13 protein-coding genes are annotated in these 16,677 nt (G+C 64.0%); 4 read left to right on the forward strand and 9 right to left on the reverse strand.

Translation table 11 applies throughout. The features are described 5' to 3' along the window. The 4 genes from Q0687_RS20385 to Q0687_RS20400 all read right to left on the reverse strand — a co-directional run bounded on the left by Q0687_RS20385 (window position 1) and on the right by Q0687_RS20400 (window position 4,549). Entirely contained in the window at window positions 1-870 is an 870-nt protein-coding gene (locus Q0687_RS20385) for a carbohydrate ABC transporter permease (RefSeq protein WP_298880393.1), read from the reverse strand. Next, a complete protein-coding gene (locus tag Q0687_RS20390; RefSeq protein WP_298880396.1) occupies window positions 867-1,817 on the reverse strand; it encodes a sugar ABC transporter permease in 951 nt (316 codons plus the stop codon). The genes Q0687_RS20385 and Q0687_RS20390 overlap by 4 nt, the downstream gene beginning before the upstream one ends. A gap of 1 nt (window position 1,818) precedes the next feature. Next, window positions 1,819-2,670 (reverse strand): phosphodiesterase, encoded by an 852-nt coding sequence (locus tag Q0687_RS20395; RefSeq protein WP_298880399.1) that lies wholly within the window; start codon window positions 2,668-2,670, stop codon window positions 1,819-1,821. A 406-nt stretch (window positions 2,671-3,076) separates the two neighbouring features. Further along, entirely contained in the window at window positions 3,077-4,549 is a 1,473-nt protein-coding gene (locus tag Q0687_RS20400) for a protein adenylyltransferase SelO (protein WP_298880401.1), read from the reverse strand. A 196-nt stretch (window positions 4,550-4,745) separates the two neighbouring features. Here Q0687_RS20400 and aspS point away from each other — a divergent pair, with 196 nt between their 5' ends. Next, window positions 4,746-6,515: an aspartate--tRNA ligase gene (gene aspS, locus Q0687_RS20405; RefSeq protein WP_298880403.1), complete on the forward strand. Its 1,770-nt coding sequence runs from the start codon at window positions 4,746-4,748 to the stop codon at window positions 6,513-6,515. 91 nt (window positions 6,516-6,606) lie between these two features. On the opposite strand, the gene Q0687_RS20410 is transcribed toward aspS, so the two are convergent. Beyond that, the gene (locus Q0687_RS20410; protein ID WP_298880405.1) at window positions 6,607-8,571 is read right to left on the reverse strand and encodes a hypothetical protein; all 1,965 of its coding nucleotides are present in this window, start codon (window positions 8,569-8,571) and stop codon (window positions 6,607-6,609) included. 245 nt (window positions 8,572-8,816) lie between these two features. Between Q0687_RS20410 and Q0687_RS20415 the strand changes: the two genes are divergently transcribed. Continuing rightward, window positions 8,817-11,129: an NADP-dependent malic enzyme gene (locus Q0687_RS20415; RefSeq protein WP_298880408.1), complete on the forward strand. Its 2,313-nt coding sequence runs from the start codon at window positions 8,817-8,819 to the stop codon at window positions 11,127-11,129. Window positions 11,130-11,394: 265 nt separating this feature from the next. Further along, the gene (locus Q0687_RS20420; protein ID WP_298880411.1) at window positions 11,395-11,847 is read left to right on the forward strand and encodes a DoxX family membrane protein; all 453 of its coding nucleotides are present in this window, start codon (window positions 11,395-11,397) and stop codon (window positions 11,845-11,847) included. Between the two features lie 3 nt (window positions 11,848-11,850). On the opposite strand, the gene Q0687_RS20425 is transcribed toward Q0687_RS20420, so the two are convergent. From Q0687_RS20425 to Q0687_RS20440, 4 genes are all read right to left on the reverse strand, one after another. Continuing rightward, entirely contained in the window at window positions 11,851-12,360 is a 510-nt protein-coding gene (locus tag Q0687_RS20425; RefSeq protein WP_298880725.1) for a dihydrofolate reductase, read from the reverse strand. Between the two features lie 52 nt (window positions 12,361-12,412). Then, window positions 12,413-13,432 carry a polysaccharide deacetylase family protein gene (locus Q0687_RS20430; protein ID WP_298880413.1) on the reverse strand — a complete coding sequence of 340 codons (1,020 nt, stop codon included), beginning with the start codon at window positions 13,430-13,432 and terminating at the stop codon, window positions 12,413-12,415. A gap of 175 nt (window positions 13,433-13,607) precedes the next feature. After that, on the reverse strand, window positions 13,608-14,168 hold the full coding sequence (locus Q0687_RS20435) for a glutathione peroxidase (RefSeq protein ID WP_298880416.1): 561 nt from the start codon (window positions 14,166-14,168) through the stop codon (window positions 13,608-13,610). A gap of 92 nt (window positions 14,169-14,260) precedes the next feature. Next, the gene (locus Q0687_RS20440) at window positions 14,261-15,913 is read right to left on the reverse strand and encodes a L,D-transpeptidase family protein (protein ID WP_298880417.1); all 1,653 of its coding nucleotides are present in this window, start codon (window positions 15,911-15,913) and stop codon (window positions 14,261-14,263) included. Between the two features lie 208 nt (window positions 15,914-16,121). On the opposite strand from Q0687_RS20440, the gene Q0687_RS20445 reads away from it, so the two are divergent. After that, window positions 16,122-16,670 carry a CreA family protein gene (locus Q0687_RS20445; RefSeq protein ID WP_298880418.1) on the forward strand — a complete coding sequence of 183 codons (549 nt, stop codon included), beginning with the start codon at window positions 16,122-16,124 and terminating at the stop codon, window positions 16,668-16,670. Window positions 16,671-16,677: the final 7 nt, after the last annotated feature.

The raw sequence follows: 16,677 nt of genomic DNA on the forward strand, positions 1-16,677 counted from the left end.
CTATTTGATGCCTGAGGTGACGAAAGAGCTGATGAAACGCTTCTGGAAGACCAGGAAGGTGATGAGCAAAGGCGCGATCACCATCAGCGTGCCGGCGGCGATGGTGCCCCAGGCCTGCGTGCCTTCCGCGGTCGCGGTGAAGACGGACAGGCCAACGGTGAGCGGTCGCTTGTCCGGCGAGTTGATCACCATCAGCGGCCACAGGAAGTCGTTCCAGTGGCTGGTCACCGAGATGATCGCAAACGCCGAGAAGCTCGGGATCGACAGCGGAACGTAGATGTGGCGGATGCGCTGGATCAGGCTGGCGCCGTCGATCAGCGCCGCGTCTTCCAGCTCGGTCGGGATGGCCTCGAACGCCTGTCGCATCAGGAAGGTGCCGAAGGCGGAGGCGAAGAACGGCATCATGACGCCGGCGAGCGTGTCGTAGAGGCCGAGCTGGGCAACGAGCCGCAAATTCGGCACGATCAGCAGCACCGGCACCAGCATCAGCTGCATCAGGAACAGGTAGAAGATGGGCGTCTTGCCTGCGAAGTCGAGCCGCGCAAACGCAAAGCCCGCCAGCGTGATCGTGAAGAACTGCACCAAGAGGATGCCGGTGCAGATGATCGTGGTGTTGAGGAAGTAGCGCGGGAAGTCGCCGATCTCCCAGGCATCCTTGATATTGTCGAGCGTCGGTTTGAGGCTTGGGATCAGCTCGGCCATCAGATTGATGCCGTCTGAGGACGGACGCAGCGTCGCAACCGCCATCCACAGGAACGGGATCAGCCAGGCGAGCGCAAGCAGGACCGTCAGCAGGAAACCGAGTTTTGGCGTGATCTCGTTACGGGTTGCGAGCGGCGCGTCCTTGTAGATGACGTCGATCAGCTTCATGGCCCGCCCTCGCGCTTAGCCATGGTGCGGAACGAGAGCGCGGTGAGCGCCATCAGGGCGGCGAGCGTTAGCAGCGTTGCCGCCGAAGCCATGCCGATGTCGTAATGCTCGACCGCCTGCTGGTAGATGTAGAACAGCACGAGATTGGTCGCGTTCGATGGTCCGCCCTTAGTCATGACGAAGACGTGGTCGACCTGCGTCACCGCGTTCAGCGTCGCGATCACGATGACGAACAGGAAGGTGGGCTTGAGCTCCGGCAGGATGATGTAGCGCAGCCGCATGAAGGGACCGGCGCCATCGAGATGTGCGGCTTCCATGACGTCCTCGGGCACGGCCTGGAGGCCGGCAAGGAAGAACAGCATGTAATAGCCTGCGTTCTTCCAGATCGTGATGATCATGATCGCGTAGAGCGCGATGTCAGGGTCGCCAAGCCAGTTCGGCAGCACCGGCAACAGCCGGCCGATGTAGTAATCGAGCAGGCCGACATTGGGCAGGAAGATGAACAGGAATAGCGCTGACGCCGCCACCATCGGGATCAGCACCGGCAGGAACAGCGCGGCGCGCAGCGCGCTGGTGACCGCATTGGTGCGCGCCAGCGCCAGCGCGAAAAGCAGCGCGAGGCCGATGCTCGGGACGGCGGTGCCGATCGCGTAGATGAGGTTGTTGACGACCGCGCCGGTGAAGGCGGGGTCGGCCAGCACAGCAGCGATATTGTCCAGTCCGACGAAGCGAAGCGGCGCCTTCGGCGTGGCGCGCTGGTAGAGGGCATCGATGATCACGCGGCCCATCGCGCCGTAAGTAAACAGCGCGAGGAAGACCAGCGAGGGCAGCAGCAGCAGATAGGCCGGCAGCGAGGTTTTGAAGCGGGTGGCGAACCGCGCGACGATAGTCAGGCGCGGCGGCACGGAGGCCGCGACCGGGAGAGCCGCGGGTTCTGCGAGGCTCATATCACCGCGCCGGGAAATTGAGCGCATAGTCGCGGCCGTCCACGCCCGCAGGCGGGTCGAAGGGGAAACGCAGACTGGTGTCGAGGAAGTCGTGGCTGTGCACGACAAGGTTGTCCTGGTCGATCAGCACGACGCCATAGGCCGGCGGCTCGTGGCTCGCCAGATGGTCTTTGGCATTGGCATCGAGCTCGAACCAGACCTGATGGTTGGTGCCGCGCAGCGTCGAGAACGGGATCTTGCCGTAGCTGCCGAAGATCGGCCGGTGCACATGGCCGAAGAAGAGGTGGCGGATGCGCGCGCGATAGGGCGCGATCACCTCGGCGAATTCAGCGCTTTGCTTCAGCGCGATCTCGTCCATTGCGTGCACGCCGACCGGGAAGGGCGGATGATGCATGAACACGACGAAGGGCTGGTCGGCGGGCGCGGCCGCCAGCGTCTTGGCCAGCCAGTCGAAGCGCCTCGCGCACATCTCGCCGGCATGGCTGGTCTCATCCAGCGTGTCGAGAAAGACGAACAGGCCGTGCTCGGTGGTGCGGGTGCCCTGCACAAAACCGTTGGGATCGCGCGGCGCGGCCTTCAGGCCGTCGAGGCAGGCCACGCGCTTGTCGTGATTGCCGACCATGGCGATGTACGGCATCTTCAGCGCAGCCATCGCTTCAGCGAAATTGGCGTAGGAGTCAGGCTCACCCCAATGGGTGAGGTCGCCGGTCACGACCGCGAAGGCGGCATCGGACTGGTGCTTGTTGATGTCGGCGATCGCAGCATCCAGCCGGGCGCGCGGATCAAGCCCATAGAGCTTCAGCCCGGGGTTCGCGAGATGCGTGTCGGTGAGGTGGATGAATTTGAATGGCATGCGCGCGCGTCAGGTCTCTGGGAGGACGGTCGCCTCCGGCAAGACGGCCCGCCAGCCGGTTAAAGTGCCAGTGTTTCAGTTTGATGACAGTGGTTGCCGACGCGGCAAATTGTTGGGCAGAACGGCAGATGCGGTCAACCCGGTCGTCTCGCGCTGCGGTAGCCGCCCGACCTCAAGAATCTTGAAAACAACCCCATGCACAGTAGCCGGTGGTTGCCGCGACGACGGCTTACGCGTCTTTCAATATCCTTTGACACGTCGGGCAAAACAGCGGCATGATGGCAGCATCGGAAAATCCGTAGAACGCGGGTGCGTAGGGTGGATTAGCGAAGCGTAATCCACCTCTTTGCTTTCCGCCGGTGGATTACGCCTTCGGCTAATCCACCCTAAGAAGCCGAGTTTGTCGCTAGGTCCCGCAGAACGTCTGCAGCACGCGCTGGTCCGGCAGGGGCGGATCGGCGTAGGCGGCGTAGTCCGGCTGGTCCTCGAACGGTTTTGCCAGCACCTTCACCAGCTCTTCGAACGGCGCGTAGTCGTCGTTGTTGACAGCGGCCTGGATCACGGCCTCGACGCGGTGGTTGCGCGGGATGAAGAGTGGATTGACGGCCTGCATCGCGGTTTGCCGCTCAGTCGCAGTCTGCGGCTCCAGCGCGATGCGCGCGCGCCAGCGTTCGGCCCATTCGTCGAAGGCTGCGGGCTCGATGAACTGCGCGCGCACGTCCGCGCTGTCGTCAACGGCGGCGTCGCCGAGCTTGCGGAAGGTGAGGGTAAAGTCGGCCTGGTTCTTGGCCATGGCGTCGAGCAGGTCCTGGATCAGGGCCTCGTCGCCATCGCGCTCCGTGATCAGGCCGACCTTCTTGCGCAGGCCGGCCTGATAGGCGGCGCTGAACGTTTCGGAGAAGGCGCCGAGAATGTCCTGGGCTTCCGCGACCGCCTTCTCCTGATCATCGGAGAACAGCGGCAGCAGGCATTCGGCGAGCCGCGTCAGATTCCACAGGCCGATGCGCGGCTGGTTGGCATAGGCGTAGCGGCCCATCTCGTCGATCGAGGAGAACACTTGCGCGGGGTTGTAGGCATCCATGAAGGCGCAGGGGCCATAGTCGATGGTCTCGCCCGAGATGGAAGAGTTGTCGGTGTTCATCACGCCATGGATGAAGCCGACCAACAGCCAGCGCGCGATGAGCTCGGCCTGGCGTGCGACGACGGCGCCAAGCAGGGCGTGATAGGGGCGCTCGGCGTGGAGCAGGTCGGGATAGTGTCTGGTGATGACGTGATCGGCGAGCCGCCGGATTGCGTCGGTGTCGCGGCGAACGGCGAAGAACTGGAAGGTGCCGACGCGGATGTGGCTCGAGGCAACGCGCGTCAGCACGGCGCCCGGCAGCACGGTCTCCCGGATGACGTGCTCGCCGGTGATGACGGCAGCGAGCGAGCGCGTGGTCGGGATGCCCAGCGCATACATGGCTTCGCTGACGATGTATTCGCGCAGCACCGGCCCGAGTGCGGCCCGGCCGTCTCCGCGGCGGGAGAACGGGGTGGGGCCCGAGCCCTTGAGCTGAATGTCGCGGCGGATGCCCTCGCGGTCGATGACCTCGCCGAGCAGAATGGCGCGGCCGTCGCCGAGTTGGGGCACGAAATGCCCGAACTGGTGGCCGGCATAGGCCATGGCGATGGGATCGGCGCCTGATGGAACCGTCTTGCCGGCCAGGATCTCGGCGCCCTCGGGGGTCTCCAAGAGGTCAGGATCAAGCCCAAGCTGGACCGCCAGCGGCCGGTTCAGTTTGATCAGCCGGGGCGCAGCCACGGGGGTCGGCGCGACGCGGGCGAAGAAGCTGTCCGGCAGGGCCGAATACGAGTTCTGGAAGGGGAAATGGACGGTCATACCGTCAAGATAGGCGGGGAACGCCCGATGGCAAAGGGACCGGCCCGGATTGGGCAAAAATGGGCACTTCCAGCCCAAATCAGGCCGTTCCCTTGGTTGCTGCTTCGGGCCTCGTCGGGTAAACCCTGCCGCAACGTCGGACCGGCCGTTCCCGGCCGTCCGATTCGTATCCTCCGACATTGATTTTGGGACGACCATGCATCGCTACCGGTCACATACATGCGGCGCGCTCCGCGAGAGCAACATCGGCGAGACCATCCGCCTCTCGGGCTGGGTCCATCGCGTTCGCGACCATGGCGGCGTGCTGTTCATCGATTTGCGTGACCATTACGGCCTGACCCAGTGCGTGGTCGATCCGGACTCGCCGGCGTTCGCGCAGGCCGAAAAGCTGCGTTCGGAATTCGTGGTCAAGATGGACGGCAAGGTCCGCCGCCGCCCCGAAGGCACCGACAATGACGAACTGCCGACCGGCAAGGTCGAAGTTTACGTCAGCGAGATCGAGGTGCTGGGCCCGGCCGGCGACCTGCCGCTGCCCGTGTTCGGCGACCAGGAATACCCCGAGGACATCCGGCTCAAGTACCGCTTCCTCGATCTGCGCCGTGAGAAGCTGCACCAGAACATCATGACGCGCGGCGCGGTGGTCGATTCTCTGCGCAAGAGAATGAAGGAGCAGGGCTTCTTCGAATTCCAGACCCCGATCCTGACGGCCTCCTCGCCGGAAGGCGCGCGTGACTTCGTCGTGCCGTCGCGCATCCATCCCGGCAAGTTCTATGCGCTGCCGCAGGCGCCGCAGCAGTACAAGCAGTTGCTGATGATGTCGGGCTTCGATCGCTACTTCCAGATCGCGCCGTGCTTTCGCGACGAGGACCCGCGCGCTGACCGTCTGCCGGAGTTCTACCAACTCGACGTCGAGATGAGCTTCGTCACGCAGGACGACGTGTTTGCCGCGATGGAGCCGGTCATCACCGGCGTGTTCGAGGAGTTCGCCAACGGCAAACGTGTCACGAGAAACTGGCCTCGGATTCCGTTTGCCGAGGCGCTGCGCAAATACGGCACCGACAAGCCGGACCTGCGCAACCCGATCGAGATGCAGGACGTCTCCGAGCACTTCCGCGGCTCCGGCTTCAAGGTGTTCGCGCGCATGCTCGAGGACCCGAAGAACCAGGTCTGGGCAATCCCGGGCAAGGGCGGCGGTAGCCGTGCCTTCTGCGACCGCATGAACTCGTGGGCGCAGGGCGAAGGTCAGCCCGGCCTCGGCTACATCATGTGGCGCGAGGGCGGCGAGGGTGCCGGTCCCCTCGCCAACAATATTGGCCCGGACCGCACGGCCGCGATCCGCGAACAGCTCCATCTCAAGGAGGGCGATGCCGCGTTCTTCGTGGCCGGAGATCCGGAAAAATTCTGGAAGTTCGCTGGCATGGCGCGCACAAAGGTCGGCGAGGAATTGAACCTGATCGACAAGGATCAATTCGCGTTCGCCTGGATCGTCGACTTCCCGATGTATGAGTATGACGAGGAGAACAAGAAGGTCGACTTCTCGCACAACCCGTTCTCGATGCCGCAGGGCGGCCTCGACGCGCTTAAGTCGCAGGATCCGCTGACCATTAAGGCGTTCCAGTACGACATCGCTTGCAACGGTTACGAGATGGCGTCGGGCGGCATCCGCAACCATGTGCCCGAGGCGATGGTGAAGGCATTCGAGATCGCCGGCTATGGCGAGCAGGAAGTGGTCGACCGCTTCGGCGGCATGTATCGCGCGTTCCAGTACGGCGCGCCGCCGCATGGCGGCATGGCCGCCGGCCTCGAGCGCATTGTCATGTTGCTGTGCGGCACCAACAATTTGCGCGAGATATCGCTGTTCCCGATGAACCAGCAATACGCCGACCTCCTGATGGGCGCGCCGTCGGAAGCCACCACCAAGCAGCTCCGCGAGCTGCATGTGCGGGTGAACCTGCCGCAGAAGTGAGGGTCTTTGCCTCTCTCCGCATTCGCTAAAGGCGGATGCGGAGGAGGCTACCTCCACATCGCAATGACGGGGAGAGAGTTGTGTTTCCCTCCTACAGCCCCGTCGATGCCTCGATCCTGAACTGCGCCAGCGCGCTTCCCGGATCGGTTTGCAACAGCTGCATCATCTGCATCAGCGGCACCTTGGCGCGGGGCGTGAGCTTGATGACGAGCGTCTGGCCCGGCGTCTCGACAAAGCTCGCGATGGCATCCACGGCCGCGCCCGCCTCTGGATTGGCCGCGGCGATTTCCTCCCGGTGCGCCCTGACGCTGTCGGCAAACGCCTGGCGAGCGGCGTCGCGGCTGACATTTTGGGAGCGTGCGTATTGCGTTGCTGCGGCCTCGACGCCGCCATTGTCGCGCAGAGAGAATTCGAGCGCGCCGGCCTCAACCCGGGCCGCGTGGCCCATGAACTGCGCGGGATCCGATGAGAACACCTCGCGCGGCACGTTGCCGAGCGCGACGTGCAATTGCGCTCTTGCGATGCCTCCGATGTCGAGGGTCGCCGGCGTCAGAGCAAAGCTGCTGGCCTGTTCGGTCCAGGCCGCGCCGAGATCGAGGTCGATCGCCAGTCTGTCGATGCCGGCGGCGAGCAACGGAAGCTGCTTCGGATCGGATGGATCGGTGGGCGTGACAAGTTTCGCGACCACGTGCGCCTTGCTCGGGATCGAGCCGATCAGTTGCCCCCAGTCCAGGCTCACGGTGTCGACGATGACCTGCTTCTTGGTATTCTTGAAGGGTGCAACCACGCCCTTGATCTCCGCGCCGGCGAGTACGCCGAACAGGCCGAGCATCTGATCCGGCGAGGGGGCTCGCCCTGACGTGGTGAGGCTGGCGGCCCAGCGCATCAGGTTCGGCACGCTGAAGGACTTCAGCGCGAACCGCTCCATCTTGAACTGGCCCTGCGGGGTCGGGGCATCGAGACCTTCGACCGCGAACTCGCCTTCAGAATATCTGATGGCGTTGAACTTGCCGGTCCCCTGCGGCGTTTCCATCGACAAATCGGCGAGTGTCACCTTGCCGACCCGCGCGCCCTCATAGAGGTTTGCGACCTTCTCCATCAATTCGCGCATCTGGGCCGGGTTTTGGGCTGCAGACGGATCCTTCGACAGAACAGCCAGCAGTTCTCCAGGACGAAACTTCGACGGCTGGTAGGCGATGTCCTCGACCAGGATGCGGCCGATTTTCGCTCCGATGCCTGATGTCGAAGTCATCGCATACGCAGTTGATATCTGCCTGTAGACCCGATGATAGCTATCGTCGTTTGGCTTGTTCGGACTGAGCGCGGCGATCACGACGTTCGCGTCGAAATCTTCGATCGTCGCGTCGGAGAACCCCGAGGTGATTTTATCCGGGCGCGGCTGTTGCACATTGATGGCAACGTCGGCGCGATCCACCCTTATTGTATCGATCTTGCCGCTGGTGATGTTGCGGAACGTCAGCCCCGAATAGGTAATCTCACCCGATCCTCCTCCGGTGATCCCACTCATTGCGGCGCTGATCGTTGGGACGTTGAGCGAACTGGCTGTCATTCTCGCAAATTGCTCGAGCCCGAAACGATAGGCGTCGAGCAGGGAATCCGAGGCCGGCGCGCCTTGCATGTTTGCGGGCCCGGAATAGTTGGCCAAGGTGATCTGGGGGATCTTGTAGGTCAGCTTCATGCTCGCCGGACCTGCGGCGCCGTCGAGCGCCAACTCAGCGCCTGATATCTCGACATTGTCAGCCGCAATGCGGGTCTCGTTGACTTGGCGCAGGCCGACAGCCTTGAAGCTCGCAGCCTTGATGGCAGCCAGGGGAGCCCGTCCCGGCTCGACGTCGATATTCTCGATCGTCAGCGTCCGGCTCGACAGCTCGAAGGCGACCTTGCCGTGGCTCGCCTTGCCGCCTTGGCTGCGGATATGCTCGAACGCCGCCTCGACCTCGGCCATCACGCGGTGCTGGGCATAGAGGTTGAAGCCGAACCATCCGCCCGCGGCGAGCACGGCTGCCGCGATCAGGCCGATCAGGATGCGCTTCATTCCCAGCTCCGGTTGCTCGTTGTGCGCTGCGCAAGCGGCATATTCGGGAAATGTCGCTAGGTCCAGGGAAAGCTAGCGCTTTCAAATATTTGACGGAGGGCCCTGTTGATGGGGGCGCAATCGGATGTTGCCACCGGGCCTGTGGCCGTGCTTCATCCCGTTTCCACGACCCGGAAATAGCGTCCGCTTGGATGGCAGCTCCGGATGATGCATTTTGAGGCCGGTAACGCGAGGCGAGAGACCGCATGTCGTCCTATTCTGATGATCTCCACCAGGCGGCTCTGGCCTATCACCGTCTGCCGCGCCCCGGAAAGCTCGAGATCCAGGCAAGCAAGCCGCTTGCGAACCAGCGCGACCTCGCGCTTGCCTATTCTCCGGGCGTTGCCGCCGCCTGCACCGAGATCGCCAAGAACCCGGCGGAAGCCGCGACCCTGACCACCCGCGCCAATCTGGTCGCCGTGGTCTCGAACGGCACCGCGGTGCTCGGCCTCGGCAATATCGGTCCGCTGGCGTCCAAGCCGGTGATGGAAGGCAAGGCGGTCCTGTTCAAGAAGTTCGCCGGCATCGACGTGTTCGACATCGAGATCGCCGCCGACACCATCGACCGCGTGGTCGAGACGGTGGCCGCGCTCGAGCCGACCTTCGGCGGCATCAACCTGGAAGACATCCGTGGTCCGGAATGCTTCGAGATCGAGGCGCGACTGAAGGAGCGCATGAAGATCCCGGTCTTCCATGACGATCAGCACGGCACCGCGATCATCGTTGCCGCCGCGATCACCAATGGACTGAGGCTGAACGGCAAGAAGCTGTCGGACGTCAAGATCGTCGCGTCGGGGGCGGGGGCCGCTGCGATCGCCACGCTCAACCTGCTGGTGTCGATGGGCGCGCAGCGCAAGAACATCTGGGTCTGCGACATCGACGGCCTCGTGCATGAGGGCCGCAACACCTCGATGGACCGCTGGAAGGCGGTCTACGCGCAGAAGACCGACAAGCGCACGCTGGGTGACGTCATCGGCGGCGCCGACATCTTCATCGGGCTTTCGGCCCCTGGCGTGCTCAAGCCCGAGATGGCCAAGGCAATGGGCGACAAGCCCCTGATCATGGCGCTGGCCAACCCGACGCCTGAGATCATGCCGGAAGAAGCGCGTAAAGTGCGTCCGGACGCCATGATCTGCACCGGGCGCTCGGACTATCCGAACCAAGTCAACAACGTCCTCTGCTTCCCCTTCATCTTCCGCGGCGCGCTCGATGTCGGCGCCAGCGCGATCAACGAGGAGATGAAGCACGCCGCCGTCGAGGCCATCGCGCAGCTCGCGCGCGAGGCGCCGTCGGACGCGGTCTCCCAGGGCAGCCTCGACACCGGTGAAGCGGGTGGCTTCGGGCCGGGCTCGCTGATCCCGAGTCCGTTTGATCCCAGGCTCATTCTGCGCATCGCGCCGGCTGTGGCCAAGGCGGCGATGGAATCGGGCGTCGCGACGCGCCCCATCACCAATTTCGACGAATACACCGCGCTGCTCGAGCGCTTCGCCTTCCGTTCCGGCCTCGTCATGAAGCCGATGTTCGCCAAGGCCAAGACCCAGCCGGTGCGCGTGATCTACGCCGAAGGCGAGGACGAGCGCGTGCTCCGCGCCACGCAGGTGGTGCTGGAGGAGAAGCTGGCGACGCCGATCCTGGTCGGCCGCCCCTCAGTGGTCGAGGCGCGCATCGAGCGGTTCGGCCTGTCGATCAAGGCGGGCAGGGATTTCGATCTCGTCAATCCCGAGGACGATCCGCGCTACCGCTCCTACGTGCAGTCCTATGTCGAGGTCGCCGGTCGCCGCGGCGTGACGCCGGATGCGGCACGCACAGTGGTACGCACCAACAACACCGTCATCGCCGCGCTCGCGGTGACGCGCGGGGAGGCGGATGCGATGCTCTGCGGCGTCGAAGGCCGCTATATGAGCCATCTGCGTCATGTCCGCGAGATCGTCGGCTTCTCGCCCGGCATCAGCGACTATGCGGCGCTGGCGCTGCTGATCACCAGCAAGGGCGCGTTCTTCATTGCCGACACGCAAGTCAGGCCCAATCCGAGCGCGGAAGAACTTGCCGAGATCGCCTCGCTCGCCGCGGTCCACGTCCAACGCTTCAACATCAAGCCCAAGATCGCTTTCGTCTCGCACTCGGATTTCGGCAGCTACGATACCGATTCCTCGCGCAAGATGCGCCGGGCGACCCAGCTCTTGAAGGACAAGCATCCCGAGATCGAGGCCGACGGCGAGATGCAGGGCGACACCGCGCTTTCCGCCGCCGCCCGAAAAATGGTGCTGCCGCACTCCAAGCTGGAGGGCGAGGCCAACATCATGATCATGCCGAACCTGGATACTGCCAACGTCGCCTATCAGATGATCAAGTCGCTGGCCGATGCGCTGCCTGTCGGCCCGATCCTGATCGGCCCGGCGCGGACCGCGCATATCCTCACCCCCTCGGTGACCGCGCGCGGCATCCTGAACATGACCGCGGTCGCCGTGGTCGAAGCACAGGAGCGTGCGGCCCGGCAGCAGCCGACGTTGTTTACCTAAGGCGGTCTTCGCCTCTCCCCGCGTGCGGGAGAGGCCGGAATTTGCGAGAGCAAATTCGGGGTGAGGGGGAATCTCCGCGAGTACAACTCGCAACGCAATTGCTGAGGCAGCCCCTCACCCCGACCCTCTCCCCGTAAGAACGGGGAGAGGGAGCAGCTGCCCACCGCTTTTGAATAACTTCCACTTTTCCATTTCCCCGTTTGAAAACCGCAGGCGGACTCTTCATAATCCTCCGGCGCGTTTGCGTTTTGCCAAGAGGCCGACCATGCCAGCGTTCGTGACTTTCGGGCGAATCCTGTTCGCCGTGCTGTTCATCTACACGGGCGCGACCAAGCTCATCGCCATCCAGGCGACGGCCGATTTCATCGCCGGCAAGATCGTGGTGCCCGAAATGGTCGCGCCCTACGCCAAGCAGGTCGAGACGGCGACCGCGATGACCACGCCGCAGCTGCTGGCGATCGCGATCGGCGGGCTCGAGGTCATCGCGGGCCTGATGATCGCCCTGAATTTCGGGGCGCGCTTCTTCGCGATGCTGATGGTGATCTACATCGCGATCTCGACCGTGCTGTTCTCCGATTTCTGGAACCAGGCGGCGCCCGAGAACGCGGCGGTAGTGGTCGATGCGCTGAAGAATCTGTCGATCATCGGCGCGCTGTTCATGATCATGGGCTATGGCCGCGCCACGCGCTCGGCCGAGACCGCCTACGGGGATGTGTAAGCGCTAATCCGACCGTCGCCACGGCGTAACCGTGACGTCGTAGGCTGCGTCGAGCATGTAAGGCGTGCCCGGCGCCATTCCGTGTGAGGCCAGCACCTCGTGCGGCGTCCGCCGGGGCACATCGACGAAGCAGCCTTCGCCGCCGGGCAGCCGCACATGAGGGGCCTCCGACAGCCAGAACGTGTCGTAGCGGTCCATGAACATGTCGAACACATCAGGGCCGCCGATGATTGCGACCCGCCCCGAGGCGACATCGGCAAACGCGCAGGCCTCCTCGAAGCTCGCATGCTCCGGATTCCACAGCGTCGCGTTCGGCATCTCGGGATCGACGGTGAGGGCCTTGATCTTGCGGGTCAGGATCAGGCGCTTGCGCTTTGGCGAGTTCGGCTGGCCCTCGTGGGAGTTGCGGCCGTGCACGATCAGCGCGGTGCCGTCGAGCGCCTGCTCGAAGAACAGCTTGTCGCCCTTAAACTTCAGGCTGTCAGGCATCACATGGCTGGCGTCGGCAAGCATGCCGTCCGCCGAGACGATGACGTAGCCTTCGAAATGCAACGGCAAGTGACGACTATTCGGAGACGGTCGTCACCACGGAATTGACCGGGCGCGTGCTGACCGTCGGCAGCTTCACGTCCTTCATCAGCTCCTGGTCGTATTCGGGGAGCGAAGCGACCGGCGCCTTGGCGCGCATCGCCACGATCTTGTAGCCGCCAGCCTTGAGGCGGTTCAGCAGCTCGGGCAGCGCTTCCGCCGTGTGCTTCTGGAAGTCGTGCATCAGGATGATGCCTTTGCCCTTGCTTTCGAGCTTCTTCATCACGGTCTCGATCACCTTCTCGGGCTTGGAGGCCTTGAAGTCGAAGGAGTCGATGTCGCAGGAGAAGATCGCAACGTTGCGGTTGCCGAGATAGGTGACCATTTCCGGCGGATGCTGCAACGCCGGGAAGCGGAAGAACGCGGCCGGCGAGATGCCGCCGAGCGCCCACTTCACGGCGCTGATGCCCTTCTCGATCTCGTCCTTGCGCTGCGCTTCGCTCAGCTTCTTGTCGTTGAGGTTGGCGTGCGACCAGGTGTGGGTGCCGATGGTGTGACCGGCTGCGTAGACCTGCTTCAGGAGCTCCGGCTCGTAGGTGGCGTGCTTGCCGATCGAGAAGAAGATGCCGGTGGTGCACTGGTCGGCGAGCGCCTTCAGCACGGCTGGCGTGTTGTGCGGCCACGGACCGTCGTCGAAGGTCAGCACGACCTCCTTGTCGCGGAGGAAGTCGAGCTCCTTGAAATGCTCGAAGCCGAAACCGGGACCGCCTGTCGTGTCGATCTCCACGGTGCGGGCGACGCCCAGCGCGTTCGGGTTGTTGCAAGCGGCGCGCGCCGGCTGCGGGGCCTGTTGCGGCGGGGGCGGGAAGGCTGCGCTCGGTTGCGCGGCTGCTGCTGCCGGCGCTGCGGCTGCTGGCGCTGCGGCTGCCGCCGGCGCTGCCGCGGGAGCGGCCTGGGTGGCGGCTACGGGCTTTGCGGCCGGGGTTTGCGACCATGCCGCGCCTGTCAGCGCAACAGACATCGCGCTTGCCAAAATCAGTTTTGCCGCCACACGCATGGTGTTGTCCTCGAGATTGATCCCGTTGTTCCGCCGTGGCTTTTCGCCTCCGGCAAAAACCTTCCTGCCCAAAATATCTTAGCACTCATCCTAGCCTAGATGGTGCTCCATCGCCATTGCAACGGCTGTTTGGCTGTTCGCCTCAATTGTGCCCAAGCGCGTTGCCGCTGAGACCTCAACTATCCGCCAATGCCCGGGCTATCGCGGTTTTGACGCGCGTATCGGCCGGCTCCACGGCTGAAGGAAAGACCTCGGCGATATAGCCGTCGCGGCCAACAAGGTATTTGTGGAAGTTCCACTTCGGAACCTCCCTTGGCCGCGCCTCGGCCGCCCATTTGTAGAAGGGATGGGCCTTCGCCCCCGTCACGACCGCCTTGGCCGCCATCGGGAAGGTAACGTCGTATTGGTGGTGCGCGGTCTCCGAGATCTCGCTGGTGCCTCCGGGCTCCTGGCTGCCGAAATCGTTGGAGGGCACGCCGATCACGGTGAGGCCGCGCTCGCGAAACTCGCTCCAGATCTCCTGCAGCCCTGCATATTGCGGGGTGTAACCGCACAGCGAGGCGGTGTTGACCACCAGCAGCGGCTTACCGGTGAAGGCAGCGAGGCGGATATCCTCGCCTGACAGCGCGGGAAAAGAGAAGGCGTAAGCCGAGATCCGGCTCATGCCGTTATCTGCCCTCGCGCGCGTGGCTGCGGCGAGGAGTGCGCCGGTGAGTACGGTTCTGCGGTTCAACATAGCGGTGTCCCCCGGATGTGATCCGGGACGCAGCTTACTCCGACGATGCGGCCGGCCTGCTCAACACCGCGTTATCTGACGCGGCGGCGCCCTCAGTAGAGGCGGACGATGAAGTCGGTGCCTTCGCCTGTTTCGCCCTGGTTGATGCCCTGGTCGGACACGATGACCGAGCCTCCGGTGGTGAACATCTCGTTGATCTTGGCCATGGCGTCGGCAGGGATCGTGATGCGATCCAGCGCCTCGGCCGGGCTGTCAGGCGTCACCACGGGCTTCGCTGCGACGGGGATCACGGCGGCGCCACGCTGGCGGCGCGACACATGACCATCGTCTTCGCGCGCCGCGGCGCGGACCGTGACGGGCAGCGACACTACCGACCAATGCAACGCATTGGAGTCTGACTTGTCGACCTCGGCCGTGAAGACATGCGTGCCGAGCGGCCGGTCGCTTGCAGCGATCGTGACGGGCACATCGAATAGCGGCGCAAAGTTCTGCCGCACATAGAGCTTGGAGTCCTTGCGGCTGATGAACACCGCGATCTGGCCGGTCCGCTTCGGCACGTCAGGCTTCACTGAGGGCGCGGGATCGGCGAGGCGGGTCTGGTCCTTGGTCGCATCCGGCGAAGCAGCCTGCGCGGGCGCGATTGCGGTCACCGGCGCGTCGGGCTTCGTCTCGGTCGCCGCCGTGTCAGCCTTTGCCGGCTCGGACTGTTCGGGCTTCGCAGCCTCGGATTTGGCGGCCTCAACCTTGTCGGCTGGTTTCTCGTCCGACGTCGCCTTGGGAGCGTCCGCTGCCTCGGTGGGCTTGGCTTCGGTGCTCGCCGCATCATCGGGCTTGGCAGCTTCGTCAGGCTTGGTGTCGGTCGTCGCGGCTTCGTCGTGAACCGGCGCATTGCCGGTGGTCACATCCGACATCACGGTGTGGCCAACCGTGGAGCGCAGCTCGAGCACGCCGTCGGCGCTGGCGGTCTTCGTCTCAAGCGATTTTGTCTCGACGGGTTTCGCGTCGGTGACCTTGGTGTCAGGGGCGCCCTTGTCCGCCTTGTCGCCGACGCTCGTCGTCGGCTCGAGGCTTGCTGCGGGCTGCGGCGGGACGCGCAGCGAGGCGAGCATCGGATGCGAGAAGTTTTGCGGCGCCATCTGGCCGGGCGTGACGATCACGCGCGCGCCCATCTTGGTCCAGTTCCACATCTTCACCGCGAATGCCATCGGCATGCGGATGCAGCCGTGCGAGGCCGGATAGCCCGGCAACACGCCGGCATGCATGGCGACACCGGACCAGGTGATCCGCTGCATGTACGGCATCGGCGCGCCGCTATAGATGTTGGAGTGGTGGAATTTATGCTTCTGGATGACGCTGAACACGCCCATCGGCGTCGAGTGGCCCTTCATGCCTGTCGACACCGGCGATTCCGCGAAGACGCCGTTGGAGTCGTAGATCGTCACCTTCTGCCGCTCGATCGAGACGACGATGACGAGCGGGCCTTGCGGCTTCGCGCCGGTCTCTTTCTCGACGACGGTCTCTTTCTTGTTCTTTGCGGCTGCCGAGCTTCGCTTCTGCGGCCTCAGCCGCGGCTCCTCGATGTAGCGCTGCTGGCGTGTGTAGGATCCGTCCGAGTAATCCGAATAATAGTAGAACGCGGCTTCCGCCTGGCTCGCCGTTCCGATCGCACCCGCCGCCGCCAAAATCGCGACCTGCCACAGCCGAGCCGGCGTGGCCGAAAAAGGGGACCCGTTCACGCTATTCATTCCTCGAATCCACAATCCAAATCAGACGTTAGTGTCGCAGAGGGGATACGCGTTCACCAGCACGGCGGTTCTGCCGTCCGCTACTTTTGTTCAAGACGTAACAAAAAAGCCTCACGGAGCGGTAAACGGCGGTCGCGCCGGCCTGCCGTCACCTTCCTGACGGGGCCCTCCATGCCTACATAGCTGGGACTTTTTACCGGAGAACTTCATGTCATCTCGTTTCCCCGGTCTTTCCAGCATCCGCTTGAAAGGCCTCGCTTTATTCCTTCTGGCTACGGCCGTGCCCGCGACCTGCGCGCAAGCCGCGGACGAGCCGGATCTCATCTTCCGCCGCTCCACCGTGTTCAAATGGATGAGCCCGAATGACAAGCTCGCGACCTACGGCCTCGACGACCCCGAGGTCGAGGGTGTGGCCTGTCATTTCACGGTGCCGGAAAGGGGCGGCTTCAAGGGCTGGCTGGGACTCGCCGAGGAGGTCTCGGACGTCTCGCTCGCCTGCCGCCAGATCGGGCCGATCAAGTTCAAGGACAAGATGGAGCAGGGCGATGACATGTTCCGCAAGCGCCGCTCGCTCTTCTTCAAGAAGATGCAGATCGTGCGCGGCTGCGACGCCAAGCGTAATGTGCTGGTCTACATGGTCTATTCGGACAAGCTGATCGAGGGGTCGCCGAAGAACTCGACCTCGACGGTGCCGATCATGCCTTGGGGACCGACGGACGCGAACGTTCAGAAATGCGGCGACTTCTTCACTCAGTGACGCCCCT

Source organism: uncultured Bradyrhizobium sp., from assembly GCF_936928535.1.
Classification (GTDB): domain Bacteria; phylum Pseudomonadota; class Alphaproteobacteria; order Rhizobiales; family Xanthobacteraceae; genus Bradyrhizobium.

What these genes read in the sequence shown, in the direction of transcription:
- Q0687_RS20395 (WP_298880399.1), bottom strand. Translation starts at nt 2,670, where the DNA reads ATGCCATTCAAATTCATCCACCTCACCGACACGCATCTCGCGAACCCC.
- Q0687_RS20425 (WP_298880725.1), bottom strand. Translation starts at nt 12,360, where the DNA reads ATGCTTGCCGACGCCAGCCATGTGATGCCTGACAGCCTGAAGTTTAAG.
- Q0687_RS20445 (WP_298880418.1), top strand. Translation starts at nt 16,122, where the DNA reads ATGTCATCTCGTTTCCCCGGTCTTTCCAGCATCCGCTTGAAAGGCCTC.
- Q0687_RS20435 (WP_298880416.1), bottom strand. Translation starts at nt 14,168, where the DNA reads ATGTTGAACCGCAGAACCGTACTCACCGGCGCACTCCTCGCCGCAGCC.
- Q0687_RS20400 (WP_298880401.1), bottom strand. Translation starts at nt 4,549, where the DNA reads ATGACCGTCCATTTCCCCTTCCAGAACTCGTATTCGGCCCTGCCGGAC.
- Q0687_RS20430 (WP_298880413.1), bottom strand. Translation starts at nt 13,432, where the DNA reads ATGCGTGTGGCGGCAAAACTGATTTTGGCAAGCGCGATGTCTGTTGCG.
- Q0687_RS20415 (WP_298880408.1), top strand. Translation starts at nt 8,817, where the DNA reads ATGTCGTCCTATTCTGATGATCTCCACCAGGCGGCTCTGGCCTATCAC.
- Q0687_RS20420 (WP_298880411.1), top strand. Translation starts at nt 11,395, where the DNA reads ATGCCAGCGTTCGTGACTTTCGGGCGAATCCTGTTCGCCGTGCTGTTC.
- Q0687_RS20440 (WP_298880417.1), bottom strand. Translation starts at nt 15,913, where the DNA reads ATGAATAGCGTGAACGGGTCCCCTTTTTCGGCCACGCCGGCTCGGCTG.
- aspS (WP_298880403.1), top strand. Translation starts at nt 4,746, where the DNA reads ATGCATCGCTACCGGTCACATACATGCGGCGCGCTCCGCGAGAGCAAC.
- Q0687_RS20390 (WP_298880396.1), bottom strand. Translation starts at nt 1,817, where the DNA reads ATGAGCCTCGCAGAACCCGCGGCTCTCCCGGTCGCGGCCTCCGTGCCG.
- Q0687_RS20410 (WP_298880405.1), bottom strand. Translation starts at nt 8,571, where the DNA reads ATGAAGCGCATCCTGATCGGCCTGATCGCGGCAGCCGTGCTCGCCGCG.
- Q0687_RS20385 (WP_298880393.1), bottom strand. Translation starts at nt 870, where the DNA reads ATGAAGCTGATCGACGTCATCTACAAGGACGCGCCGCTCGCAACCCGT.